The organism is Mycobacterium sp. NGS67, from assembly GCF_059812185.1.
This window is the reverse complement of sequence record NZ_JCALCF010000024.1, coordinates 15,732-39,546: the sequence shown is the minus strand read 5'-3', so window position 1 is coordinate 39,546 and position 23,815 is coordinate 15,732. Positions and strand designations below refer to the sequence as shown.

Below are 23,815 nucleotides of genomic sequence, written 5' to 3'. Positions count from 1 at the left end.
GTGCGGGCCGGCGGGGCCCGGCCGGCGTATGCGTTGCTGCTGGCGCTGTTGGTGGCCGCGCCGTTGCTGCGGCCCGGCTACCTGCTGCTGCGCGACGCGGTGTCCACGCCGCGGTCGTATCTGTCCGACGCCGCGCTGGGGCTGACCGCGGCCCCGCGCGCGACGCCGCAGGATTTCGCGCTGGCGCTGGCCTCTCGCGCTGTCGACGGCGGTGTGCTGGTGAAGGCGCTGCTGGTGTTGGGGCTGTGGCTGGCGGGCTGGGGAGCGGCGCGGCTGGTGGCCGTGGTGCTGCCCGAGGCGGGGCTGGCCGGCGGCTTCGCGGCCTGCACGCTGGCGGTGTGGAATCCCTATGTCGGCGAGCGGTTGCTGCAGGGTCATTGGAGTCTGCTTCTCGGCTATGGATGTCTGCCGTGGGTGGCCTCGGCAATGATGGAGCTGCGCTCGGACGCTGGGTGGCGGGGCATGTTCGGGTTGGCGTTCTGGATCGCGCTGGCCGGGTTGACCCCGACCGGGTTGCTGCTGGCCGCGGTTGTGGCGTTGGTGTGTGTGACGGTCCCGGGGCAGGGACGTCCGCGGTGGTGGTGCGGGGCAGCGGCCTTGGGCTGTGCGGTGCTGGTCGCGCTGCCGTGGCTGACGGCCGCGGTGCTGGGCCCGTCGTTGGATGGCACCGATACGGCCGGGGTCGACGTGTTCGCCCCGCGCGCCGAGCCGGCTCTGGGCACCCTGGGCAGCCTCGCCAGCCTGGGTGGCATCTGGAACGGCGAAGCGGTACCCGCTTCGCGGACAACGCTTTTCGCTGTGGTGTCGACGGCGGTGCTGCTGGGCGTGGTGGCGGCCGGGCTACCGGTGGTGGCGCGACGACCGGCGGTGATTCCGTTGTTGGTGTTGGCCGGGGCGGCGGTGCTGGTGCCGGCCTTGTTGGCCACCGGTCTGGGTCTGCATGTGTTGCGGTCGCTGATCGAGGCGGTGCCGCCCTCGGGGGTGTTGCGCGACGGCCAGAAGTGGGTGGCGCTGGCGATGCCGGGGTACGCGCTGGCCGGTGCGGGCGCGGTGGTGACGTTGCGGCGCTGGTTGCGGCCCGGCGTGGCGGCGCTGGTGTGCTGCCTGGCTCTGTTGCTGGCGTTACCCGACCTGGCGTGGGGGGTGTGGGCAAAGGTGACGCCGGTGCACTACCCGCGGGCTTGGGCGGCGGTGGCCGCACGGATCGACAGCGAGCGGGGGCCGGTTGCGGTGCTACCCGCCGGGACCATGCGGCGCTTCGCATGGTCGGGGCCGGCGCCGGTGCTTGACCCGCTGCCCCGCTGGGTTCGCTCCGAGGTGTTGACCACCGGCGATCTGGTGATCTCCGGGGTGACGGTGCCTGGGGAGGGCGCGCACGCGCGGCGGGTGCAGGAGTTGCTGCTGTCCGGGCCGGAACCGTCGGCCCTGACATCGGCCGGGGTGGCGTGGCTGGTCGTGGAATCCGGCACCCCCGGCGACATGGGGTTTGCTGATCGCACCCTGGCGCAGCTGACACCGGTGTTCCAGGACCGGGACCTGACGCTGTATCGGATCGGCGGGAGCAGCGCACCTTTGCCTGCTGCCCGCCGCGGTGCCGTCGTGACCGCGCATCTGGCCTGGCTGGCGATGTTGCTGGTGGGTGGGGCGGGCGCGCTGTGGACGCGGCGGCGGGTGGCTACGACAGCGCCTCGATGAGTTCACCCACGGTGTGGCTGGCTTCCAGCGGGTGACGCAACCGCCCCTTGGGGTTGAGCGTGTACACATTGCGACGGCCGGCCTTGGATTTGACCAGGTAACCCTCGTCCGTCAGGTCCGCCAGGATCGTCTGGACGGACCGCTCGGTGATGCCGATGCGCAGTGACAATTCCCGCGCGGTCAGGGACTGACCGGCCGAGACACAAAGCAGCACATGGCCGTGGTTGGTCAGGAATGTCCAACCACGGTCGGAGCCACCGGGTTTGCTCGGCACGCCCACCATTTTACTCGCGGTGAGTTTTCGCGTAAATGACTTCGTTAATTCATACAACCGAAACATCGTGCGTTTTCACGGGTCGCGGACTCTTGCCAGACTCATACGAAAAGGTATTGATGAAGAAAATTTCGTTCAATAGCCTTCGTTCAGGGCGCCGAAGCCCGCTGACCACTCCCCGGAACACCGACGCTGAAAGCGACCTTCCGATGACCATCGACACCGACCGCGAGCGTCCGTTCTCGTCGCCACGGACGCTGCTCGGCTATTGCGCGTCCCTGGCCTTCATCGCGGGTTTCGTCAACGCCGTAGCCATCTCGATCCTTGCTTTCCCGGTCGGCAACCTGACCGGGGTGACGACTCAGTTGGGTATGAACACCGCCAACCCGTGGCTCTACGAAGGTCACCTGCTGGTGGCGATCCTGATCGGCTTCTGGCTCGGTGCCATCGCGGCCGGAGCCGCACTCGGCACCGCGCAGCACCCGCGGGCGCCGCACCACGCGACCGTGCTGACCATGGAGGCAATACTGCTGATCATGGCCGCCTTCGGGGTCGAAGAGACCCCGCTGAAGGCGGGTATCGACGCACTGGGTGTCGAACAACCCGTCATACAGGCGCTGTTCGCCGCCGCAGCGCTCGGCATGCAGAACGGCTTGACGTCCAGCTTCCGCGGGATGGCCATCCGCACCACCCACTTCACCGGCACCGTGACCGACCTCGGCCTGATGCTCGGACGCATCCGCCGGCACGGTGTGGAGAAGTGGAAGGCGGCGGTCCTCACCGCGACGCTGGTGCTCTTCCTGGTGGGCGGGGCCGCCGGGATACTGATCGGAGCGCGGGTCGGCGGTTACGCGTTGCTCGTGCCCGCGGCGTTCTGCGTCGTCATCGCGACGTCGTATTCGTTGCACACGCGGCGGGTCCGGGCCGCCTTCCCGGTGCGACGAATCGCCGAAATGGCCACGGCCAGTGCGTGAATCTCAGGCCGACGGGCGCTAGGTCTTAGACCAGACCACTGACCCGTCCGCCGGCCTGCACGGCCTCCAGCACCGTGCGCATCGCGTCGGCACTTTGCCGCCAGGAGAATTCCACACTGCGCGCCTGTGCCTTGGCACCCAGTTGGTCGCGCAGCACCGGATCGCGAAGCAGCTCTTCCAACCGGTCGAGCAGCCCGGCCCGGTCGTCGACCAGCATGCCGGTGACCCCGTCGATGATCGAATCGGACAGACCTCCGGAGGATCGGTACCCGATCGTGGGGACACTGTGCTGTCCCGCCTCGACCACTGCCAGGCCCCACCCCTCTTTGCGCGACGGCAGCACATGCACCCAAGCACGTTGCAGCAGAAGGTGTTTGGTGATGTCGTCGACGTGGCCGTGGAATGTCACCGCATCGGAGATGCCGAGCCGGTGTACGTGGTCGACGAGCCGCCGGCGCCACCATCCGTCGCCGACGACGTCGAGGTGCAGATCCGGGATCCGGGCCCGCAATGCCGCCACCGACTCCAGCGCGTCCTCGATCTGCTTGTGCGGCACCAGCCGGGACAACACCACCACGCGCGGCGCGGCCGCACGCGGGGACGACAACGTCTGCGCAGGTGCCTCGTCAAGGCCGTTGCGCACCACCGCGATTCGCTCGCTGTCGACGCCGAGTGCGACCAGATCCCGCACCGACGGCAGCGACACCGTCACGTACTGATTGCGCCGGTGCAACCGCGGTGACAGCGTCGACTCGACGAACCAGCCGACCCGGGACAGCACCGGTCCGGCCACCGGCCACTGCTCGCGGTGACAGTGGTGCACCAGCACCACGACCCGCCGTCCATAGAGGAGCCGCGCCAGGAACGGCAGGCCGTTCTGGGTGTCGACGACCACGTCGGGACGGACGTGGCGCAGCGGTCCCAGACCGAGTCGGGCCAGGGCCATCGCCAGCATCGCCCAGACGTAGACGGTGTAACGGCCCCCGGCGCGGTCGATGTGCACGCCGTCGACGACCTCGGTGCGGGGGGCGCCGGGGTAGCGCGCGGTGCGCAGCGTGACGCGAATGCCGCCGGCGGCCAGCTGCGCGCCGACGCGCTGCAGATACGTCTCGCTGCCGCCGCCCTGGGGGTGCCCGGTATCGCGCCAGCACAACAGCAGTACGGAGCGCAGCTCAGACATCGCCCACCAGCCTAGGTGGAGATCGCGAGCACGGCGGAGCCGGGCGCTGCGGGTCGCCACCATCGAACCCCGTGGCGATCGCGAGCGCGGCGGAGCCGGGCGCTGCGGGTCGCCACCATCGAACCCCGTGGCGATCGCGAGCACGGCGGAGCCGGGCGCTGCGGGTCGCCACCATCGAACCCCGTGGCGATCGCGAGCACGGCGGAGCCGGGCGATCGCGAGCACGGCGGAGCCGGGCGATCGCGAGCGCGGCGAGCCGGGCGCTGCGGGGCACCAATTCCGCGAATCGCTCGGCTAACACGTCAACAGCTCCTAGGGTTGAGCGCAGAAGGAGAAGTTGCTGTGGACGGAACACCCTTTGGCCGTTACCGCCTGATCGAGTTGCTGGGCCGCGGCGGCATGGGCGAGGTCTGGCGGGCGTTCGACACCGTCACCGAGCGCGTGGTCGCCCTGAAAGTGCTGCCCGCGCAGCTCGCCGACGACGAGACCTACCAACAACGGTTCCGGCGCGAAGCCCGATCGGCGGCCGGGCTCGACGAACCCCATGTGGTCCCGATCTACGACTTCGGCGAGATCGACGGACGGCTGTTCGTCACGATGCGCCTAATCGTGGGCCGCGACCTGCAGAGCATCCTGGCCGACGGGCCGTTGGATCCCGCCCGCGCCGTCCACATCATCGACCAGGTGGCCTCGGCGCTGCACGCCGCGCACCGCATCAACCTGGTGCACCGCGACGTCAAGCCGTCCAACATCCTGGTCGCCGAGGACGACTTCGCCTACCTGATCGACTTCGGTATCGCCCGTACTTCCGGGGAGACCTCGCTCACCAGCACCGGAAGCGTGATGGGCACCTGGGCATACCTCGCGCCGGAACGCATGACCAGGGACAACACCGACCACCGCGTCGACATCTACGCACTGACCTGCGTGATGCATGAATGCCTGACCGGCAGCCAACCTTTTCCCGGCGACAGCCTCGAACAGCAACTCGGTGGGCATCTGACCCAGCCGCCGCCCCGGCCGTCCGCGCTGCGCGCCGGCGTCCCCGCCCAACTCGACCAGGTCGTCGCCAAAGGCATGGCCAAGAACCCCGACGACCGCTACAACACCACCAAAGAACTGACCACCGCGGCCCGCAGCGCCATCACCAGCCCGATACCCAAGCCCCCACCGCCGCCGAGCCAGCCTCAGCCCCAGACCCAGACCCAGCCCCCCACTATGCAGGCACCGGTGCCGTCCGGCCCCATCCACCAACCTCTCCGCCCGGCCTATCCGCCACCACCGCACCAGCAACCGCCACCGAACTCGTACGCGAGCGGTCCCACGCAGATGGCCGGGGCCGCGCCGTTCGCGGGCCCGCCGCCGATGAGCGGTGGTTTCGGCGGTCCCCCGCCGCCCCGGCGGGGAAACACCAACGTATGGCTGTGGACGGGGGTGGCGGCGGCGGTCGTCCTGGTGATCGCCATCGTCGGCGTCCTCGCCTTTTCAGGCGGCTCCGACGAGGATTTCACCACGGCCAGCTCCAGTGCGACCACCACGAGCGAAACGGCCAAACCCGTCTCCGCGTCGGCATTGAACGGGTTGCTGCTCACCGTGGCCGAGGTCAACCGGACGATGGCGACCAGCGGGATGAGCTCGTCCGGGGGCCCTCACCCGATCACCAACAACCCGTACCAGGTGTCGCCGGCCGAATGTCGCGTCGTGGACACGGTGGAAGCCGACACCTACGCGGGCAGCGGCATGACCGACTCGGTCGAGGAACAGGTCACCGAAAATCCGGCCTATCACTGGCTCGACCAGGCCGTCGCGCGGTTCCCGACCGCGCAGGCTGCTTCAGCCTTCGTCACCGAAGCCCGGCCCAAATGGGCCGCCTGCGTGAACCGGACCTATACCGTCACCAAGCCGTCCGGCGAGGCCAAGGAATGGTCGGCCGGGCCGGTCAGCGTCACCAACGGCACCTTGCACAGCGTCGTGACCGGCGGCAGCTGGCGCTGCCAGCAAGCGTTGCGGGCGGCCAACAACGTCGTCGTCAACGTGCAGGCGTGCCACACCAATCTGACCGACGAGGGGATTGTCATCGCCGAGGCGATCGCGGCCAAGGTGTCCAAGTAGTCGGTGACCGTAGGGTTTCCGGCGTGGCCGTCACCGACATCTTCGCGCGCCGGGCCACCTTGGGCCGGTCGGTGCGACTGCTCTCGGAGTTCCGCTACGAACAGCCGGACCCGGCGCGGTTCTACGGCACTTTGGCCGCCGACACCGCGGCGATGGTGGCCGACCTGTGGTTGTCCCGACAAGGCCGCGATCTGGCCGGCGTCACCCTGCTCGACGTCGGCGGCGGACCCGGATACTTCGCGGCCGCGTTCACCGATGCCGGCGCGCGGTATGTCGGCGTGGAACCGGACCCGGCCGAAATGCACGCTGCCGGACCGGCTTCGGGGCGCGCTTGTGGTGCGTTCGTCCGCGCCTCCGGCATGGCCCTGCCGTTCGCCGACGACTCGGTGGACATCTGCCTGTCGTCCAACGTCGCCGAACATGTGCCGCGGCCCTGGCAGCTCGGTAACGAGATGCTGCGGGTGACCAGACCCGGCGGGCTGGTGGTGCTGTCCTACACGGTCTGGCTCGGACCGTTCGGCGGGCACGAGATGGGTCTGACCCATTACCTCGGCGGAACGCGCGCGGCCGCCCGATACGCGCGCAAACACGGGCATCGCGCCAAGAACGACTACGGGTCGTCGTTGTTTGCGGTGTCGGCCGCCGACGGCCTGGACTGGGCCGCCGGCACGGGGGCTCTGATCACGACTTTCCCGCGCTACCACCCGAGATGGGCGTGGTGGCTGACGTCGGTGCCGGTGCTGCGGGAGTTCCTGGTGAGCAATCTCGTGCTGGTCCTGTCACCGCGATAATGGAACATGTTCTAATTCCGCGCCGGCTTGGGTAGGGTGGCGGCTGTGACTAACGCTACAACCGCTACAACCGAGTACGACAAGCTCTTCATCGGCGGCAAATGGACCGAGCCGGCCACCGACGAGGTCATCGAGGTGCACTGCCCGGCCACCGGCGACTATGTCGGCAAGCTGCCACTGGCGACGGCGGCCGACGTGGATGCCGCGGTCGCCGCGGCCCGGGCGGCCTTCGACAGCGGCCCCTGGCCCACCACCCCGCCCCAGGAGCGCGCCGCCGTCATCGCCAAGGCGCTGCAGTTGCTCGAAGAGCGCAAGGAGCACTTCGCCAAGCTGCTCGCCGACGAGACCGGCCAGCCGCCGATGACCATCGAGACCATGCACTGGCTGGGGACGATGGGAGCGTTGAACTTCTTCGCCGGACCGGCGGTCGAGCAGGTCAAGTGGCGTGAGGTCCGCACCGGCTCCTACGGCCAGACCATCGTGCATCGCGAGCCGATCGGCGTGGTCGCGGCCATCGTGGCGTGGAACGTGCCGCTGTTCCTGGCGGTCAACAAGCTGGGCCCGGCGTTGCTGGCCGGCTGCACGGTGGTGCTCAAGCCGGCGGCCGAAACACCGCTGACCGCAAACGCTTTGGCGGAGGTGTTCGCAGACGCCGGTCTGCCCGAGGGGGTGCTGTCGGTGGTGCCGGGCGGCGTGGAGACCGGCCAGGCGCTGACCGCCAATCCCGACGTCGACCTGTTCACCTTCACCGGCAGTTCGGCGGTCGGCAAGGAGATCGGCAAGCGCGCCGCCGAACTGCTCAAGCCGTGCACATTGGAACTGGGCGGTAAGTCGGCGGCCATCGTCCTCGAGGACGTCGACCTGGCGTCCGCGGTCCCGATGATGGTGTTCTCCGGGATCATGAACACCGGGCAGGCCTGCGTGGGCCAGACCCGCATCCTGGCGCCGCGCTCCCGGTACGACGAGATCGTCGATGCGGTAAGCACTTTCGTGCAGGCATTGCCGGTGGGGCCGCCGTCGGACCCGACCGCGCAGATCGGGTCGCTGATCTCGGAGAAGCAGCGCGAACGCGTCGAGGGCTACATCGCCAAGGGCGTCGAGGAAGGCGCCCGGGTGGTCTGCGGGGGCGGCCGTCCCGAAGGCCTCGATAACGGATTCTTCGTGCAGCCAACGGTTTTCGCCGACGTCGACAACAAGATGACCATCGCCCAGGAAGAGATCTTCGGGCCGGTGCTGAGCATCATCCCGTATGACACCGAGGAGGACGCGGTCAAGATCGCCAACGACTCGGTGTACGGGCTGGCCGGCAGCGTGTGGACGTCCGACGTGCCCAAGGGGATCGAGATCTCGGAGAAGATCCGAACCGGGACCTACGCCATCAACTGGTACGCCTTCGACCCGTGCTGTCCGTTCGGCGGTTACAAGAACTCCGGCATCGGGCGGGAGAACGGCCCCGAGGGTGTCGAGCACTTCACGCAGCAGAAGAGCGTGCTGATGCCGATGGGCTACACGGTCGAGTAGCTTCGCGCCGCCCGAAAGGCGACCACCAGTTCCACCGGCCGAGTAGGTGCATCAAGGCCGGCAGCAGCACCATCCGCACCACAGTGGTGTCCACCAGGATCGCCAAGGTGAGTCCCACCCCGAACATCCGCAGCACGCTGGTGCCGATCTGCGCGGCGAACGGAACCGCCATCAAGATCGCGGCTGCGGTGACCACTTTGCCGCTGCGCGCCAGCCCGAGTGCCACGCTCTCGTCGTTGTCCGCCTGGGTGCGCCCAGATGCCAACCAGTACTCGCGGATCCGGGAAACCAGGAACACCTCGTAGTCCATCGACAACGCGAACATGATGCACAACAACGGCAGGGGCACCACGCTGGGCAGCGCCCCGATCGAGGTCGTTCCCAGGCCACCCAGATGCCCGTCCTGGAACACCCAGACCAACGCGCCGACGGTGGCGGTCAGGGACAACACGTTGAGCGCCAACGCTTTCAGGGGAACGACGACACTTCCGGTGAGCAGGAACAGCAGGACCAGCATCGCTACCACCGTGATCCCCAGCACCCACGGCAGCGGTCTCGTCATCGCGTCGATGTTGTCGCGGTTGATCTGTGGGAGCCCACCGAAGATCGCAGACCGCCCGTTTGGTGGTGCGACGTCGTGCAGCCGGTCCAGCTGCCTGTCCGACTCTGCGGACAGCAGTTCGGCGCTGCTGGCGACGGTCAGGAACGCGGCCCCGTCCTTCATCGCACTGGCCCCCGACGCCGGCCCGCTCCGGAGCCCGTCGACGTAGCTGCCGCCCGGCGCCGACACACTCGTCACGCCAGGTACCCGAGACAATGCGGCGCCGTAGCGATCCAGGTCCTGCGGCGACAGCCCGGTGGCGTCCGGAATGACCACTGTGACGCCGTCGAATCCCTCGCGCGGGTACTCGTTTCGGAGTTGATCGCCCACCTGGCGGGCCGACGCGGACGTCGGCAGTATCCGGTCGTCGGCGACCCCGAGTTTCAGGCCGGTGACGGGCAGCGCCAATAACACCAACACTGCCGTGGCACCGATGCTCAGCGGGATCGCATGGCGGATAACGAATTTCGTCGAACGGTACAGCAATTGTTCTTCGGCCGGCCGGTGCGCCGAATGTGGGCGACGCAGCAGCCTGGAGACAAACCGGCGCACATCCAATGAGTTCAACCGGTTTCCCAGCAACACGATGACCGCGGGTGTCACCGTCAGCGCGGCCAGGGCGGCGAAACCCACCGTCGCAACCCCGGCGTAGGCAAGCGATTTGAACGCACTCATCGGAAAGAGCACCATCGACGCCGTCGCCAGGGTGACCGTGGCCGCCGAGAACAACACCGTTCGGCCGGCGGTCACCATCGTGGTGACGACGGCGTCGTCGCGTGTGGCCCCGTCGGCGATTTCGTCGCGGTAACGGCTCACGATCAGCAGGGTGTAGTCGACCGCCAGCGCGAAACCCAGGCCGGCACTGATATTCAGTGCGAATGTCGACACCTCGGTGGCAAGCGAGATCAGCCGCAGCGCGGCGAGCGTACCGGTGACCGCGATCATCGCGACGGCGATCGGCAACGCGGCGGCGAGCAGACCGCCGAATACCCACACCAGCAGAAGGAAACTCAACGGAATGGCGACCGACTCCATCACCACCAGATCCTTGGCGGCCGTCTCGGTGACTTGCGAGGCAAGCATGGACACCCCGCCGGCGCGCACCGTCACCCCGTTGCGGTCGTGTGCGAACTCCTCGGCCAACTCGCTCGCGTAGCGGGGCGCATGATTCTCGTCGCCGGTGATGTTGGCGACGATCAGTCCCGACGTGTAGTCGTCGCTGATCAGGCCCGCCGCCTGGCCGGTCGGCACGGTCCATGCCGAGATCACGCTTGCCACATGGGGCGACCGGGCCAGGCCGGCGACGATGTCCAGACCGACCGCACGGGCCGGGCCGGTGATCCAGCCGGTCTGTGCCGTCACGGTGATCAGCAGTTGCTGCTGGCTCTGACCGAATTTCTGCGCCATGATGCCGTCCGCCCGGGCCGACTGCGACGCCGGATCGTAGACGCCGCCCGCGGACAGACTCTGGGTCACCGGGATGGCGAGCACGCCCAGTCCCGTCGTGAGGAGCGCGGCCACGAAAACGATCCAGCGTGGCGCCGCGATCGCCGACCGGGCGATGCTTCGCAGCACCGTCAGCCGACTACCACTGCACCGGGAGTTCGGTGAGCCCGCCGGTCAGCGCGTCGGGCGACAACTTCAGCTCCGATACGTCCACGGCCAGGCGCAACGTCGGAAACCGCGACACCAACTGACTGAACACCGTCTGCAATTCGACACGCGCCAGCGGCGCGCCGAGGCAGTACCTGATTCCGAAGCCGAGCGCGAGATGGCTTGCGCCCGAACGGGATAGATCGATGCGGCCGGGGTCTTCAAAGGTTCTGGGATCGAGGTTGGCGGCGCCGAGATCGAGCAGCACGAGTTCCCCCGCCTTGATCTGGACGCCGTCGGTTTCGAAGTCGGTGCGCGCGTACCGTGGCACCGGAAAGCCGCGGGTGCGTGCGACCCGCATGGTTTCCTCGATCGCGGTCGGCACCAGTGCGGGATTGTCGACCAGTGCCTGCCATTGGGCGGGATCGGCCAGCAACATCATTGCGGTGAGCCCGATTTGGACCACGGTGGTCTCGTGCCCGGCGAACAGCAGAGCCATCGACATCCCGGCCACTTCCAGATCGGATACCCCGTCCACGGCGGCGAGCCGGGAGATCACGTCGTCGGTCGGGTGCTCGCGTTTGGCGGTCACCAACTGCTGACCGTAGGTGAAGAGCTGGAATACACCCTGTTCGGAGCGTGCCCGATCGACGGTGTTGGCGACGTCGTCCACCCAGCCCTGGAACTTGTCGCGGTCCTCGTAAGGCACGCCGAGCAATTCGCAGATCACCAGGATCGGCAGCGGCACCGCCAGCATCGCGTGCAGATCGGCCGGGGATCCGTTTTGTTCGAGCTCGTCGAGCAGTTGCGTTGTCAGGGCTTCGATCCGCGGGGCGAGCGCGCGCATGTGCCGCGGGGCGAAATGGGGTTGCAGCAGTTCGCGCATCCGCGCGGTATCGGCCTTCTCGGTGTCGAAATTGCCTACCGGCCCACCGAATAACAACGACTCGCCCAGCCGCGGTGCGGTTTCCGGCTCGGGATGGCCCCGTCCCAGGCGCTCATCGGCCAGCAGGCGCCGCACGTCGGCGTCACGGGTGACCAGCCACGCCGAATCACCTAACGCGGTACGCACCCGATGGATCGGACCTCGGGCCTGCAGCTCGCGCAGTTCCGGGGCGATCTGAAACGGGCCGTCCTGCTCGAACGGCAATTGGGCTTCGAAACTTGTTTTCACGTCGGCCTCTGTGGCCATAGCGACCTCCTCCCGCGTCTAACTCAAACGTGCGGCGGACTAATTCGCAAGCCCTACTGTTGCACCGACGGGTCTGAATCGCCCTAAGATTCCATGGGGTCGAGGATTTCTTGACGGACCGGGAGGGGAGTTCCATGCCCGAACAAGAAACACCACTCGCGCAGTACCGCCGCCCGGACGGCGTCGTGCCCGAGCGACGCTCGTGGCGCACGATCGTGGGCGCCGCACGCGGTTTCACCCGCAGGGGCAAGCGCATGTACGAGACCTTTTACCTTGCGTCCCTGGAAATCTCGATACCCGCCACCCCGCGCCTGTTCCACCAGGTTCGCGCACATCCGGAGGGCGCCAAGGTCCTGAAAGAGAAGCCGGACCTGCTGGCGCTGCTGCGCGACGACGCCTACCTGGCATCGTTGCCGATCGGCACCGTCGGTCACGCCTACCGCTCGTTCCTGACCACCAACAGGCTCGACGCGGGAGTGTTCGACGAGGCCGCCGTCGTACGTCCCTACGCCGAGTCGCGCAACTGGCATGAGGACTACTACTACTTTTTGCTGCGCTGCAACACGGTGCACGACCTGCAACACGTCATCACCGGTTATGGCCCGGACCTGGCCGGTGAGATCATCGGCATCGGATTCCAGTGCGGCCAAAACGAACCCGCCGGCGCGCTGGAGCAACTCGGCTTGGCCGTAGCGGCCAGTCTCCCCGGCGCTTCGCTACGGCACAAGTTGCGGGTCTACCGGCAGGCGGTCGACCGTGGCCGCCGCGCCGACAAGATCATGGCCGCACCGTGGGAACAACTCCTCGACAAACCCCTCGACGACGTCCGCGCCCGACTCGGGGTGACCCCGACGCGGGAGGCGCATCCCGATGGCGTGTGGTTCACCAGATGGACCCCGCCGGGAATGCGGCCGGCAACGCGGTGGGATTACGACGAGATCGTGGCCCGGGAACTCACCTGATGCCGACAATCGCACGTACGTCGAGTAAGGGCCGCCCGCCCGGACCCGGATTGCTGCGGATGGGCTCCTGGTGCCTGCGGCACGGACCGAATCCATTTGCGTTGGTGCCCAAGATCGCTGACGAGTTCGGCGACGTGGCGGACATTCCGCTGCCGATCCCGGGCTGGACGATGACCATGCTGAGTCATCCCGACCACGTCGACTACGTGATGGTCCGCCACCACACCCGTTACCTGCGCAACGAATTGACCGCCGACCTGGTCCCGGGCGAACCGGACGTGTTGCCCGTCCTGGAAGGCGAGGAATGGAAGCGGTGGCGCCGGGTACTGAACCCGTTCTTCACCGAGAGCTCGCTGGCGGCGCTCAGCGATGCGATGTCGGCGGCGGTCGCTGCGGGTATGGAGGCCTGGGCCCAGTACACCGCCTCCGGGCAGTGGATCAATCTGGAACAGGAACTGGGCATGGTCGTGATGGATTCGCTGATGCGGTCCATGTTCAGCTCCGCGCTGGAGCCAGAAGCGCTGAGCCGCTACGTCGTTGCCGCGCGGAACGTCGGCGCCTACACGATCAGTCGTGCCTTCCTGTCGTCCTTCCCGAAGTTCCTGCCGCGCCCCTTCGAGCGACGCGGCGAGGCGGCGCAGGCCTTCATGCTCGGCGAGCTGGACAAGATCATCGCCCGGCGCAGCGCCGACGGTCCGCGGCCGGTACCCGACGTCTTGGACGCGCTGCTGGGGATGTCGCTGGAATGGCCCGCCGACACGCGCTATCGCAGGCTTCGCACCGAGTTGTCTTCGCTGGTGTTCGCCGGCTTCGAGACCACCGCGGAGTCGGTGTCCTGGACCCTCGCGCTATTGCACAGTAATCCAACAGCTTTCGCGCAAGCGTACGCGGAGGTCGACGCGCTGGGTGGCGCCCCGGTCAAGTACGCACACCTGGAGCGGTTGCCGTATCTGCGCGCCTGCTTTGACGAAGCGTTGCGGATCGCGGCGCCGATGGGCGTGCTGCGCACCACCAACGAAGACGACGAGATCGACGGATATTTCATCCCGGCGCGCTCACACGTCCTGATATCGCCGTACCGGCTGCACCGGGATACGCGATTCTGGAGGCAGCCAGAGCAATTCGAACCCGGCCGCTTCCTGCACGACAAGATCAACCGGAACGCCTATATTCCGTTCAGCATCGGGCCACGCAAGTGCATGGGCTGGCGAATGGCCTACATCGACGGGGTGATGACGTTGGCCGCGATCCTGCAGCGCTACGAGTTCGAGTTCCAGCCCGGCTGGACTCCGAAGCCCAAGCTCCGAATCTCCACCGCGCTGGCCGACGGGCTTCCCGTTCGTCTCGTGGCCAGATGAATGGCCCAGGCGCGCTTCACGTCAGGACCACCGTGGCACCGCGGGCCGGCACCGGACTGATACCCCCGCGCCGCACCCGTTCGGGTCGCTCGTCGGCGGGTCGCACCTCGCATTGAGCGAACAGCGCGGCAATGATCTTGCGCATCTCGTATTCGGCGAATGCCTCGCCGATGCAACGGCGTACGCCCCCGCCGAAGGGAATCCAGGTGTAGGTGCCGCCGCGCTTCTCCAGAAAGCGCTCGGGCCGGAATTGCTCGGGGTCAGGGTAGATCTCCGGCCGCCGGTGCATCAGATAGATCGACGGCATGATGTTCACCCCCGCGGGCAGCGGCACGCCGCCGATACGCAGCGGCGCTTTGAGTCGCCTGGATACCACTGATATCACCGGCCGCAGCCGCAATGTCTCCTTGACCACGGCGTCGAGGAATGGCTCTTGGCCGGAACGGATTTCGGCGTCGAGCCGGGCATGATGATCGGGGTGGCGGATCAGCCGTTCGACGGCCCATGCCAGCGCGGTCGCCGTGGTTTCGTGTCCCGCCAGCAGCAGGGTCATGAGTTCGTCACGCATCTCGACATCGCTCATCGGCCGGCCGTCTTCGTGTCTGGCCTGCAGCAGAACCGAGAGCACGTCCGAGCGCTCCTGAAGGTCGTCGGCCCGGCGTCGCTCGGCGATCTCGGCGTAGAGCAACCGGTCGACGCCGAGAAGCAGCCTGCGCACCAGCTCCGCCCGGATCCGCTGGGGCCCCAGCGCCACCAGGAACAGTTGCGTAGAGACGCCGGAGGTCCTGGTGAAAATCCGCATCATCTCGGCGCGCAACCGATCCAGCCGCTTACCCTCGCTGAGCCCGAACACGGTGTGCAGGATGATCTCCAGCGTCAGGGCCTGCATCCGCGGATGCAGCCGGACCGGCTTGCCGCGCGGCCAGGTCGCGATCTCGGCCTGAGCGACACTGGTCATCTTGTCGGCGTAGGAGGCCAAATGGTTGCCTCGGAACGGCGGCATCAGCAGGCGGCGTTGCTGCCGGTGCGCGTCGTCGTCGAGCAGCAGCAGCGAGTTGGTCCCGAGCGCTGGCACCAGGATGTTTTTCCCCTCCCCCGCGTGCAGGAGTTCGGGCGGGCCGGTGAAAACTTCCTTCACCACGTCCGGATGCGACACCATCACCCACGGACACTCGCCGGCGAGCCGCAAGGTGAACATGTCACCGTAGCGCGCGGCCGACCGCTGCATGAATTCCCAAGGGCGGGTTATCCATGCGGCGGTTTGAACAGCAACCGGGAGCCGCGGCCCGGGCGGCAACGCATCGATACTCACCGCGCCCGCACCCACGCCCGGCGATACGCCAATGCCGTCATGGCCGACGACTCTACCGTTTGTCCGCCCGGCCCGGTCGAGCGTGTTGTACCGGCAGTTGTCCAATTGCGTCCTGCCGCAACATTTGTGCGCCTGCGCATTGTCGCGGTGCGTCGATCGGGACTAAGATTTGGTTTCGGCGAGGAGCGCGGATGGACCGGACCGGACGCGCTGGGGACCAGAAGGGCCGTGGTGGACATACCGTTCGTTCTTATTTCGCACGAGTACAACACAATTCCCGGACGCCCGATTCAGTGTCCGCCCGGCAGAGCAGCTTTCGCCGGATGAAGGTCGCTCCCGCCGACTTGGTCTTCCGGCTGAGCTACAGCCGCTTCGTCCTGAAACATTCGCCGAAATACCACTATCCGTGGCTGACCCGTCGTATCGGCACCGACCACGACGTGACCTTCCTCAGCGCCGGCTACGAGGAAGATCCCCCGCTGGGTCTGCCACTGGACGCGGCCGACGAGCCGGATCGTGCCTGTATCCAGCTTTATCACCGCACCGCCACCCAGACCGACATCGGCGGCAAGCGCGTGCTGGAGGTGGGCTGCGGGCACGGCGGCGGGGCGGCCTACATCGGTCGTTACCTGAACCCGGCCACCTACGTCGGGCTGGACCTCAATCCCCGCGGTATCGCGTTCTGCCAACGGCAGCATCGGGTGCCGGGTGTGGAGTTCGTTCAAGGCGATGCCCAGGACCTGCCGTTTCCCGACGAATCCTTCGACGCGGTGGTCAATGTTGAATCGTCGCACGGGTATCCGGACTTTCCGGGATTCCTCGACGAGGTGGCCCGCGTCCTCACACCGGGCGGCCATTTCCTCTACGCCGACTTCCGCAACCGCAACCACGTCGCGAAATGGGAAGCCCAACTGGCCGCCGCCCCGCTGGAGATGCTGGCCCGGCAGGACATCAACGCCGAGGTGGTCCGCGGGTTCGACCAATGGTGGGTTTCGCCGAAAACACGCGAAGTGTTCAAACGCGTAGTACCGGCGCCGCTGCGCGGTGCCATCAAAGGGGCGATGGGCGCGCCCGGTCCGGGACTCTACCGTGCCGTGCAGGATGGGACCCTGTCCTACCGGATCTACGACTTCGTCAAACCGTGAGCGTCTACCGGGGCCGGTCCGGGCTTGAAATACCGTCGCCCGCTTGCTGTTTCGGTGACCGCGACCAGGCCGTTTGCTAGGGTTCGAACATGGGTGTGCTGTTTCGCGTCGCGTTCAACCCGCTCGCCTTCCGCATTTCGGCGAGGTTCATCTACCCCCTGGCCACCCGGTGGATGGAAGCAGACGACGTAGCGTTCTTCAACTTCGGTTACGAGGAAGATCCGGCAATGGGCGTGCCACTGCAGGAGGTCGACGAACCGAATCGCGCGTCCATCCAGCTCTATCACCGAGTCGCCACCCAGACCGACATCGGCGGCAAGCGGGTGCTGGAGGTCGGCTGCGGGCACGGCGGCGGCGCCTCCTATCTGACCCGCTACCTGCACCCGAAGTCCTACACCGGGATGGACCTGAATCCGCGCGGCATCGAACTGTGCAGACGACTGCACGAAATCCCTGGACTGGACTTCGTGCAGGGCGACGCCCAGGACCTTCCCTTTCCCGACGAATCGTTCGACGCGGTGCTCAATGTCGAGTCCTCACACTGCTATCCGGATTTTCCGGGGTTTCTGCGCGAGGTGGCCCGGGTGCTCACGCCGGGCGGGCATTTCCTCTACGCCGACATCCGCAACCGCAGTCACGTTCCAGCGTGGGAGGCCGACCTGGCCGCGGCCCCGCTGACCGCGATCGCCGAGCACGACATCCATCGGGAAGTTGTGCGCGGGCTCGAGAAGCTCTGGAGTGCAACGGAAAAGAACAATCTGGTGGATCGCCGCACGCCCGCTGTGTTCCGCGGACTGGTCAAGCTCGGCGCGGGACGACTGCACGAAGCGCTGGACAGCGGCGAAGTCTCCTACCGGATGTACGATTTCGTCAAACCGCATCCATCAACTCTTTGAGCGCGACGGGGAAGCCCTCCGCGAGATCCCATAAGTCGGGCAGCAATTCGGGACACGAGATCAACCCGAAGTCGATGCTGCCGTTGAGCGAGGCCGCGGTGACGTTCAGCCCTGCCCCGTTCATCGCCGGGCCGAACGGGTAGTTCGCGATGATCCTCGCACCGAGGAGTTGTTCCTGCACGCCGACCACGTTGGACAACGACACGTTGTAGACGGGGCGTCGGCCGCTGAGACCGATCAGCGTGTAAAGACGCATGATCGCCGGCGGCAACCCCGGAGAGAACTGCGCGACATCGATCAGCAGGGTCGATCCGATTGCCGAACTGTGTTCTTTGGCAATCGCGCTCGAAGCGGCGATGGCCCGTAGCCGTTCCCCCGGATCGCTGATGTCGGTGTGCAGACTCGACCATATCGGCGCGAACTGGTTACGGCTGGGACTGCTCTCCTCGTAGACCGACATCGGGATCAACGAGATCAGCGGGGCATCCGGCAGAGCGGACCTAGCGAGTAGGAACTCGCGCGCGGCACCGGCCACCACCGCCAACAGCACGTCGTTGACCTTGACCCCGAACCGGTCCTTGACGGCCTTGACGTCCTGCAGGTCCAGCCGGGTGTAGGCAATGGTCCGCCGCTCAGTGAGGTTGCCGTTGAACGGGATTCGCGGAGCCGTGAACGGTGCCGACATCGCCCGTCCGCGCGCGACCCGGACGATGGTCCGGAGCAGGGCCAGGAACATCGCGGGCACGACGCGAGAGACCAGATACCACGGTCGGCGGACTAATCGCGCCAACCCGTCGACCGCGATCTGTCGCCTGCTGATGTCCCCGAAGCCCTCGACGTGATGCGCCGGTGCCGTAACCGCATCCGCCGCATACAACTGAGCCCACAGATTCCCAGCAGTCAAGCCGTCGGCGAAGACGTGGTGCGTTCGGATGACGGCGGCGATCCGAGTCTGCGCGTCGGCCCCCGACACGCCTTCTACCAGCGTGATATCCCAGAGCGGTCTGGAGCGGTCCAGCGGGGTGGCGGCCAAATGCGCTACCACGTCGGACAATTCACGGCGACCACCCGGGGCGCGCAACTCGATGCGGTGCACGTGCCGATCGATGTCGAAGTCGAAATCCTCCACCCACACCGGGGTATCCAGATTCAGCGCGCTGTCGGCCAGTTTCGCGCGGAACTCCGGCAACGCGTGGGTCCGCTGCGCCAGCATGTCGCGGAATGCTTCGAAGCTGTATCCCTGCGGCATGGTCGAAGTGTCCAGTTCCGCAAGCGAACACGCGTGCATGGGCTGCACCGAACTTTCGAACAACAGCATGGTCGCGTCGAACCCACCGAGCCTGTGCACGCCTGACTCCTAGGTCTGAGTTGCGGAAACGCCGGCAGCAGCCATGGATTGACGGGCCACGTTGTCCGCCACCTCGCGGGTCCACACCGAGACGGGGTAGCTGGTATCGAGTTCGTACTCGAAGCGCGCCGTCATCTCCGGCGTGATGTCGGCGACGTCGACGTAGAACTGCGAATACCAGCGACGCAACTGGCTGATCGGGCCGTCCTCGTCGCACAACAGCGGATCGTCGATCTTGGCCTTGTGCTTGAAGATTTCGATGTCCTGCTCGAACCCGGCCGTGACGCCGTCGGCGACCATATGGGCGAGTTTGGCGGTGGTCTGCTCGTCGAGGCCCTGCGGTTTCTGCACCGAGACAGCGGAATGCACCATGAACGAGTCGTGGTCCACGGGGTAGTGAAAGGCGATCAGGATCGCCTCGGTGCGATAACCGCTGTAGTTGTTGTGCAGAAATGTGACCACGTAAGCCGGTCCGTAGTAAGACGATTCGCTCTGCAGGACAGACTTCGCGAACCCCGGTCCCAGGTTTGTGTCACCGCGACCACGGTTGGTCAGGTACTGACTGGCGACGTGTCCCTCGAACACATTCTTGAAGCGGGTAGGAAACCCGTCGTGGACATAGAAGAAGTGCGCGGTGTCGGCCAGGTTGTCGACGATCTCGCGGCTGTGCGAATTCTCGATCAGCCAGCCCTTCACCGACCAGTCGGTCCAGTCATCGGTCGAGACTTCGTCGATGCGAGGAATCTCCACGTCCGCAGGTGGGGGATTGCCCTCGTGGTCGTGCCACACGAAAAGCAAACCGTTGCGCTGGCAGGTCGTCCACGCCCGCGTGCGAGCGAGCTTCGGGACGCGTTTGGCGTACGGCACCAACTCGCAGCGACCGGCACCGTTCCATCGCCAGTCGTGAAACGGGCATGCGACCGCATCGCCTTTCACCGAACCACGACTCAGGTCGCCGCCCATGTGGCGGCAGTAGGCGTCGAGGACGCGCAACTGACGGCGGCTGTCCTGGAACACCACCAGCCTGGTGCCGAACGCGTCGACCGCGTGCGGCTGGCCGTCGCTGAAATCCCGTTCCAGGCCCAGGCAATGCCAGCCCCGAGCGAATCGTGCCGGTATTGCCCATGTCTCGGCTTCACGCACCTTTGCCCCCCGGACGAACTGCGCAGACAGATCGGTCTCAGCTTTAGACGCGATGCTGAGCACCCTCTCAGCATCAACCAGTCAAGCACCCTCGGGGAACGAACGCAATAAATGTGGCTCGGGGTAATCCACAACTTCTGCGAGACAACGGTTTTCGAGACCGCGCGAAGCTAGCAACCCCGGAAGTGGGCCCGGCGACGCTCGACGAACGACCGCACGCCTTCGGCGGCGTCCGCGCTGGCGAACAACTCGGTGACCACGGGCCGCAGCCGCTCGATGGCAACGGCCTCACCTTCGGCGCGGGCAAGCTGCGCGGAGGCCAGCGTGGCCCGCACTCCCAGCGGCGCGGCGTGCTCGGCGATGGTCCGGGCGATCTCGCGGGCCCGCCCCAACGCGGCCGCGCCGTCGTCGGCCACCTCCTGGACCAGACCGATGCGGTGCGCTTCGGCGGCGTCGAACTCGTCGCCGGTGAGCAGCCAGCGCATCGCGTTGCCCCAACCCGCTTCGCGGGGCAGCCGGATGGTCGCGCCGCCGAACGGATAGATGCCGCGCTGCACTTCCAGCTGCGTGAACCGGGTTCCGGCGGCGGCGATGCGGATGTCGGCGGCCAGCAGGAGCTCGATGCCCAGCGTCATGCACCAGCCGTGCGCGACGGCGATCAGTGGAGTGGTCCAGGAGCCGTCCAGCCGCCACGGGTCGCGCCCGTCCTCGGGCATCGGCGATTCCCCGGCGGCGATGCCCGGGCCGACGTCGACCAGGTCCAGTCCGGCGGTGAAATGCTCGCCGTGGGCGAACAGTACGCCGGCGCGCAGCTCGTCGTCCGATTCCAGCAGCGCGTAGGCACGGGACAGGTCGGCGAGCAATGCCCGGTCGAAGGAGTTGCGCTTGTGCGGTCGGTTCAGGCCGATCAGCAGGACATGGCCATCCCGCTCGAGAGACACGGTTGTCATCGGCCCATTGAACGGTAGTTTTATGGATTATGCAATAGTACATAGAGACATTACTGATTCTTTCCAACTGGATGCGGCGTAAGTCACAGTTAGATAGTGAGCAGTTGCTTACTAAACGACCGTCTTATATGATACTTAACATATTCATGGGCCACAGCCTCCAACATGCGGGCGACAGGGCGCATGAGAGCACTGCCGGGAGAAACCATGTGGATTATCGAGCTCAACATCGCCGGCCTCCGATACAAGCGTGAGTTGCCCGACCTGCGTCGCAGACGGCCCCGGCTCACCCCGCGCCACCTGCACTGGGCCTCGGGCGGACCCGCACCCGAGCCGTCGCACGCCGCATGACGCCGGCCACCACGAAGCGGGGCGGCACCCGGGACAAAATGCTGGTCAGCGCCGCTGAAGTGATGCGTGAGCGCGGCGCCGCCGGGGTCACCATCGACTCCGTACTCGCCCGCAGCGGCGCTCCGCGGGGTTCGGTGTACCACCACTTTCCCGACGGCCGCAACCAGATCCTGACCGAGGCGCTGCGTTACGCCGGCGACTCGATCACCTCCGTCATCGACCGCGCCGCCGAGCGTGGCGCCCGCGCCCTGCTGCGCGAGTTCGTCGAGTTCTGGGAACATCTGCTCAACGAGGGCGGATTCACGGCCGGCTGCCCGGTGGCCGCCGCCGCGCTCGGGTCAGCCGACGACGAACTCGAACTGAAGGCCGAGGCCGGCGAGATCCTGGACCGCTGGTGTGGCGCGATGACCCGCGCTTTCGTCGCCGACGGTTTTGACGAACACGGCGCGGCGTCGTTGGCCGTGACGTCGATCGCCGCCCTGGAAGGCGCCATCATGCTGTGCCGCTCGACGCGCACCGCGACACCCCTGCGCGAGGTCGCCGATCAGCTCGAATTCCTGGTCAAGGCAAGGGAATTCGTGCGCCGCACCGGGTTGGGCGAGCAGCGCTAGTCAGTCGCTGGCGGGCAGCGGCTTGACCTCTTTGAGCGCCAGTTTGGTCTGGCCGACGCTGAGACTGCCCTGGCCCGGTTTGGTGACGAGCAACTCGGCACCGGTTTCGTCGACGTAGCGCTTGCCCATCACGCTGCCGTCGGCGAACTCCGGGTCGATCTCCCCCGAACGCTCACCACCCATCTCGACCATCGGTGCGCCGCCGCAGCGCAGGTCGTCGAGGCTGTCGGCGCTGCGGACGACGATGACTTGGGTGTCACACACCTGGCTGGCCAGGCGGGTTCCGTTCTTGATCATGATTGCGCCCCTGCTAGGTTTTCGATGATCTCCCGGCGAAGTATCTTGCCGGTGGCGGTGGTCGGCAGCTCGTCGCGAAACACTACTCGATCCGGAGTACGCGACCCCCGCAAACTCTTTCGGACATACTCGCGCAGTTCGTCGGGGTCGGGTTCGGCACCGGCGCGCGGCACCACCACGGCCACGATGGCCTGGCCCCACTGCGGATCCTCGACCCCGACCACGGCCACGTCGTGCACGTGCGGATGCTCGATCAGCACCTCTTCCAGCTCGGCGGGCGCGATGTTCTCGCCACCGCGGATGATGGTGTCGTCGCTGCGGCCGCCGATGAACAGGAAGCCGTCGTCGTCGAGGGCGGCGATGTCCTTGGTGGGGAACCAGCCGTTCTCGTCGAGCACCGAGCCGATCCCGGTGTAGCGGCCCGACACTTGGTCGCCCCGCACGAACAGCTCACCGGTTTGGCCGGGTCCCAGCACCGTGCCGTCCTCGTCGCGGATCTGCAGCTCGATGCCGGGCACCGGCCGTCCCACCGAGCCCAGTCGCCTGGCCACTGCGGGATCGGTGGCGCTCATCGCGTCCCGATGGTCGTCGGGGGTGAGCACGGCGATCGTCGAGCTGGTCTCCGTCAGGCCGTAGGCGTTGACGAATCCGACTCCCGGCAACAACTCGAGGGCCCGGCGGACCAGTGGTAGCCCCACCTTCGAACCGCCGTAGGCCAGGTTGCGCAACGCGGCCGGGCGATGCTTGCCGGTCTCCAGCACGGTCACGATGCGGTCCAGCATGGTCGGCACCACCGTCGCGGTGGTGACCTTCTCGTCGTCGGCCAACCGCACCCACTCGTGGGCGTCGAAGTTGGGCAGGTACACCATCTTTCGGCCCGCGTACAAGTTGGACAACGCGGCCCCGACGCCGGCGATGTGGTAGGGCGGCACGCAGATCAACGCGGCGTCCTCGGGTGCGGCCGACTCGAATTCCACCGTCCCCATCACGTAGCTGGTCAGGTTGTTGTGGGTGAGCTCGACGGCCTTGGGCGCCGACGTGGTGCCCGAGGTGAACAGCACGATCGCGACCGAGTCCGGATCGGCGAATTCCGCGGCGGGCTCTGCGGTGCGGGCGGCGGCCACGAAATCGTCGGAGGTGACCAGCCGCTTCGACCCGTCCCCGAGCATCTCCCGGTAGCGCTCGTCGACGACCACCAGGGGGTCGGGCAGCCGGTCGATGAGGGCGTGGATGCCGTCGGCGGACAGTCGGTAGTTGATCGGGGTGAAGGCCAAGCCGGCGCGGGCGCTGGCGAAGATGAGCAGCGGCAGCATCGCGCCGCCAGTGCCGACGTAGACGACGTGCTGGGCGCCCGATGTCGCGATGACGCCGGCGCCGCCGTCGGCCAGGTCGCTGAGCTGCTGCGTCGTCAGGCGCAGCTCGCCGGATACCACGGCGGTGCGGTCAGGGTTGCTCGACGCAGCCATCTCGAGAAGCAACGAAACGCTCATCCTCGATCCTTCTCCGCAG

Annotated in this window: 21 protein-coding genes; 11 read left to right on the top strand and 10 right to left on the bottom strand. The window is 67.0% G+C overall.

The genetic code is table 11. The features are described from left to right. On the top strand, positions 1-1,695 hold the full coding sequence (locus AC5Y4D_RS20355; protein ID WP_499992477.1) for an MmpA family trehalose lipid delivery protein: 1,695 nt from the start codon (positions 1-3) through the stop codon (positions 1,693-1,695). Here the strand turns inward: AC5Y4D_RS20355 and AC5Y4D_RS20350 are convergent. Continuing rightward, positions 1,676-1,969, bottom strand: a complete 294-nt coding sequence (locus tag AC5Y4D_RS20350) for a helix-turn-helix transcriptional regulator (protein WP_499944012.1) — start codon at positions 1,967-1,969, stop codon at positions 1,676-1,678. The genes AC5Y4D_RS20355 and AC5Y4D_RS20350 overlap by 20 nt on opposite strands. Before the next feature lie 209 nt (positions 1,970-2,178). On the opposite strand from AC5Y4D_RS20350, the gene AC5Y4D_RS20345 reads away from it, so the two are divergent. Continuing rightward, a complete protein-coding gene (locus tag AC5Y4D_RS20345; RefSeq protein WP_499944013.1) occupies positions 2,179-2,943 on the top strand; it encodes a YoaK family protein in 765 nt (254 codons plus the stop codon). A gap of 25 nt (positions 2,944-2,968) precedes the next feature. On the opposite strand, the gene AC5Y4D_RS20340 is transcribed toward AC5Y4D_RS20345, so the two are convergent. Next, the gene (locus tag AC5Y4D_RS20340) at positions 2,969-4,123 is read right to left on the bottom strand and encodes a glycosyltransferase family 4 protein (RefSeq protein WP_500038081.1); all 1,155 of its coding nucleotides are present in this window, start codon (positions 4,121-4,123) and stop codon (positions 2,969-2,971) included. 342 nt (positions 4,124-4,465) lie between these two features. Here AC5Y4D_RS20340 and AC5Y4D_RS20335 point away from each other — a divergent pair, with 342 nt between their 5' ends. Genes AC5Y4D_RS20335 through AC5Y4D_RS20325 form a run of 3 tightly spaced genes read left to right on the top strand, consistent with a single transcriptional unit; the run spans position 4,466 to position 8,547 of the window. Next, positions 4,466-6,235, top strand: a complete 1,770-nt coding sequence (locus AC5Y4D_RS20335; RefSeq protein WP_500038080.1) for a serine/threonine-protein kinase PknH/PknJ — start codon at positions 4,466-4,468, stop codon at positions 6,233-6,235. Between the two features lie 23 nt (positions 6,236-6,258). Then, positions 6,259-7,026: a class I SAM-dependent methyltransferase gene (locus AC5Y4D_RS20330; RefSeq protein ID WP_500038079.1), complete on the top strand. Its 768-nt coding sequence runs from the start codon at positions 6,259-6,261 to the stop codon at positions 7,024-7,026. A gap of 45 nt (positions 7,027-7,071) precedes the next feature. Next, positions 7,072-8,547 (top strand): aldehyde dehydrogenase, encoded by a 1,476-nt coding sequence (locus AC5Y4D_RS20325; protein ID WP_500038078.1) that lies wholly within the window; start codon positions 7,072-7,074, stop codon positions 8,545-8,547. Here AC5Y4D_RS20325 and AC5Y4D_RS20320 read toward each other — a convergent pair. Next, positions 8,498-10,723, bottom strand: coding sequence for an MMPL family transporter (locus AC5Y4D_RS20320; protein WP_500038077.1), 2,226 nt, complete (start codon positions 10,721-10,723; stop codon positions 8,498-8,500). The two genes, AC5Y4D_RS20325 and AC5Y4D_RS20320, sit on opposite strands and share 50 nt — an antisense overlap. 10 nt (positions 10,724-10,733) lie before the next feature. After that, positions 10,734-11,933, bottom strand: coding sequence for a cytochrome P450 (locus AC5Y4D_RS20315; RefSeq protein ID WP_500038076.1), 1,200 nt, complete (start codon positions 11,931-11,933; stop codon positions 10,734-10,736). 134 nt (positions 11,934-12,067) lie between these two features. Here AC5Y4D_RS20315 and AC5Y4D_RS20310 point away from each other — a divergent pair, with 134 nt between their 5' ends. Both AC5Y4D_RS20310 and AC5Y4D_RS20305 read left to right on the top strand, forming a co-directional pair. Then, on the top strand, positions 12,068-12,895 hold the full coding sequence (locus AC5Y4D_RS20310; RefSeq protein WP_500038075.1) for a Coq4 family protein: 828 nt from the start codon (positions 12,068-12,070) through the stop codon (positions 12,893-12,895). Beyond that, a complete protein-coding gene (locus tag AC5Y4D_RS20305) occupies positions 12,895-14,253 on the top strand; it encodes a cytochrome P450 (RefSeq protein ID WP_500038074.1) in 1,359 nt (452 codons plus the stop codon). Before AC5Y4D_RS20310 ends, AC5Y4D_RS20305 begins: the two co-directional genes overlap by 1 nt. A 16-nt stretch (positions 14,254-14,269) precedes the next feature. Here AC5Y4D_RS20305 and AC5Y4D_RS20300 read toward each other — a convergent pair whose 3' ends face one another. Further along, on the bottom strand, positions 14,270-15,565 hold the full coding sequence (locus tag AC5Y4D_RS20300) for a cytochrome P450 (RefSeq protein ID WP_500038073.1): 1,296 nt from the start codon (positions 15,563-15,565) through the stop codon (positions 14,270-14,272). A 323-nt stretch (positions 15,566-15,888) separates the two neighbouring features. On the opposite strand from AC5Y4D_RS20300, the gene AC5Y4D_RS20295 reads away from it, so the two are divergent. Both AC5Y4D_RS20295 and AC5Y4D_RS20290 read left to right on the top strand, forming a co-directional pair. Beyond that, entirely contained in the window at positions 15,889-16,710 is an 822-nt protein-coding gene (locus AC5Y4D_RS20295) for a phthiotriol/phenolphthiotriol dimycocerosates methyltransferase (RefSeq protein ID WP_500038072.1), read from the top strand. A gap of 89 nt (positions 16,711-16,799) precedes the next feature. Then, entirely contained in the window at positions 16,800-17,606 is an 807-nt protein-coding gene (locus AC5Y4D_RS20290) for a phthiotriol/phenolphthiotriol dimycocerosates methyltransferase (RefSeq protein WP_500038071.1), read from the top strand. Here AC5Y4D_RS20290 and AC5Y4D_RS20285 read toward each other — a convergent pair. The 3 genes from AC5Y4D_RS20285 to AC5Y4D_RS20275 form a co-directional block, all read right to left on the bottom strand. Then, the gene (locus tag AC5Y4D_RS20285; RefSeq protein ID WP_499992487.1) at positions 17,581-18,954 is read right to left on the bottom strand and encodes a WS/DGAT/MGAT family O-acyltransferase; all 1,374 of its coding nucleotides are present in this window, start codon (positions 18,952-18,954) and stop codon (positions 17,581-17,583) included. The two genes, AC5Y4D_RS20290 and AC5Y4D_RS20285, sit on opposite strands and share 26 nt — an antisense overlap. 9 nt (positions 18,955-18,963) lie before the next feature. Next, complete coding sequence (locus tag AC5Y4D_RS20280; RefSeq protein ID WP_499992504.1) at positions 18,964-20,127, bottom strand: 3-ketosteroid-9-alpha-monooxygenase, oxygenase component; 1,164 nt, start codon at positions 20,125-20,127, stop codon at positions 18,964-18,966. A 140-nt stretch (positions 20,128-20,267) separates the two neighbouring features. After that, a complete protein-coding gene (locus tag AC5Y4D_RS20275; RefSeq protein ID WP_499992488.1) occupies positions 20,268-21,047 on the bottom strand; it encodes a crotonase/enoyl-CoA hydratase family protein in 780 nt (259 codons plus the stop codon). A gap of 207 nt (positions 21,048-21,254) precedes the next feature. On the opposite strand from AC5Y4D_RS20275, the gene AC5Y4D_RS20270 reads away from it, so the two are divergent. Further along, complete coding sequence (locus AC5Y4D_RS20270) at positions 21,255-21,398, top strand: hypothetical protein (protein ID WP_499992489.1); 144 nt, start codon at positions 21,255-21,257, stop codon at positions 21,396-21,398. Beyond that, entirely contained in the window at positions 21,395-22,009 is a 615-nt protein-coding gene (locus AC5Y4D_RS20265) for a TetR/AcrR family transcriptional regulator (RefSeq protein WP_500038070.1), read from the top strand. The genes AC5Y4D_RS20270 and AC5Y4D_RS20265 overlap by 4 nt, the downstream gene beginning before the upstream one ends. Here AC5Y4D_RS20265 and AC5Y4D_RS20260 read toward each other — a convergent pair whose 3' ends face one another. Together AC5Y4D_RS20260 and AC5Y4D_RS20255 are read right to left on the bottom strand one after the other, a co-directional pair. After that, positions 22,010-22,306, bottom strand: a complete 297-nt coding sequence (locus AC5Y4D_RS20260; RefSeq protein ID WP_499944029.1) for a hypothetical protein — start codon at positions 22,304-22,306, stop codon at positions 22,010-22,012. Beyond that, positions 22,303-23,796: a class I adenylate-forming enzyme family protein gene (locus AC5Y4D_RS20255; RefSeq protein WP_499992491.1), complete on the bottom strand. Its 1,494-nt coding sequence runs from the start codon at positions 23,794-23,796 to the stop codon at positions 22,303-22,305. The genes AC5Y4D_RS20260 and AC5Y4D_RS20255 overlap by 4 nt, the downstream gene beginning before the upstream one ends. Between the last annotated feature and the right edge of the window lie 19 nt (positions 23,797-23,815).

Excerpts from the sequence above, each read along its gene's own strand:
- AC5Y4D_RS20345 (WP_499944013.1), top strand. The coding sequence starts at position 2,179 with ATGACCATCGACACCGACCGCGAGCGTCCGTTCTCGTCGCCACGGACG.
- AC5Y4D_RS20340 (WP_500038081.1), bottom strand. The coding sequence starts at position 4,123 with ATGTCTGAGCTGCGCTCCGTACTGCTGTTGTGCTGGCGCGATACCGGG.
- AC5Y4D_RS20315 (WP_500038076.1), bottom strand. The coding sequence starts at position 11,933 with ATGGCCACAGAGGCCGACGTGAAAACAAGTTTCGAAGCCCAATTGCCG.
- AC5Y4D_RS20310 (WP_500038075.1), top strand. The coding sequence starts at position 12,068 with ATGCCCGAACAAGAAACACCACTCGCGCAGTACCGCCGCCCGGACGGC.
- AC5Y4D_RS20305 (WP_500038074.1), top strand. The coding sequence starts at position 12,895 with ATGCCGACAATCGCACGTACGTCGAGTAAGGGCCGCCCGCCCGGACCC.
- AC5Y4D_RS20295 (WP_500038072.1), top strand. The coding sequence starts at position 15,889 with ATGAAGGTCGCTCCCGCCGACTTGGTCTTCCGGCTGAGCTACAGCCGC.
- AC5Y4D_RS20290 (WP_500038071.1), top strand. The coding sequence starts at position 16,800 with ATGGGTGTGCTGTTTCGCGTCGCGTTCAACCCGCTCGCCTTCCGCATT.
- AC5Y4D_RS20275 (WP_499992488.1), bottom strand. The coding sequence starts at position 21,047 with ATGACAACCGTGTCTCTCGAGCGGGATGGCCATGTCCTGCTGATCGGC.
- AC5Y4D_RS20270 (WP_499992489.1), top strand. The coding sequence starts at position 21,255 with ATGTGGATTATCGAGCTCAACATCGCCGGCCTCCGATACAAGCGTGAG.
- AC5Y4D_RS20265 (WP_500038070.1), top strand. The coding sequence starts at position 21,395 with ATGACGCCGGCCACCACGAAGCGGGGCGGCACCCGGGACAAAATGCTG.
- AC5Y4D_RS20260 (WP_499944029.1), bottom strand. The coding sequence starts at position 22,306 with ATGATCAAGAACGGAACCCGCCTGGCCAGCCAGGTGTGTGACACCCAA.
- AC5Y4D_RS20255 (WP_499992491.1), bottom strand. The coding sequence starts at position 23,796 with ATGAGCGTTTCGTTGCTTCTCGAGATGGCTGCGTCGAGCAACCCTGAC.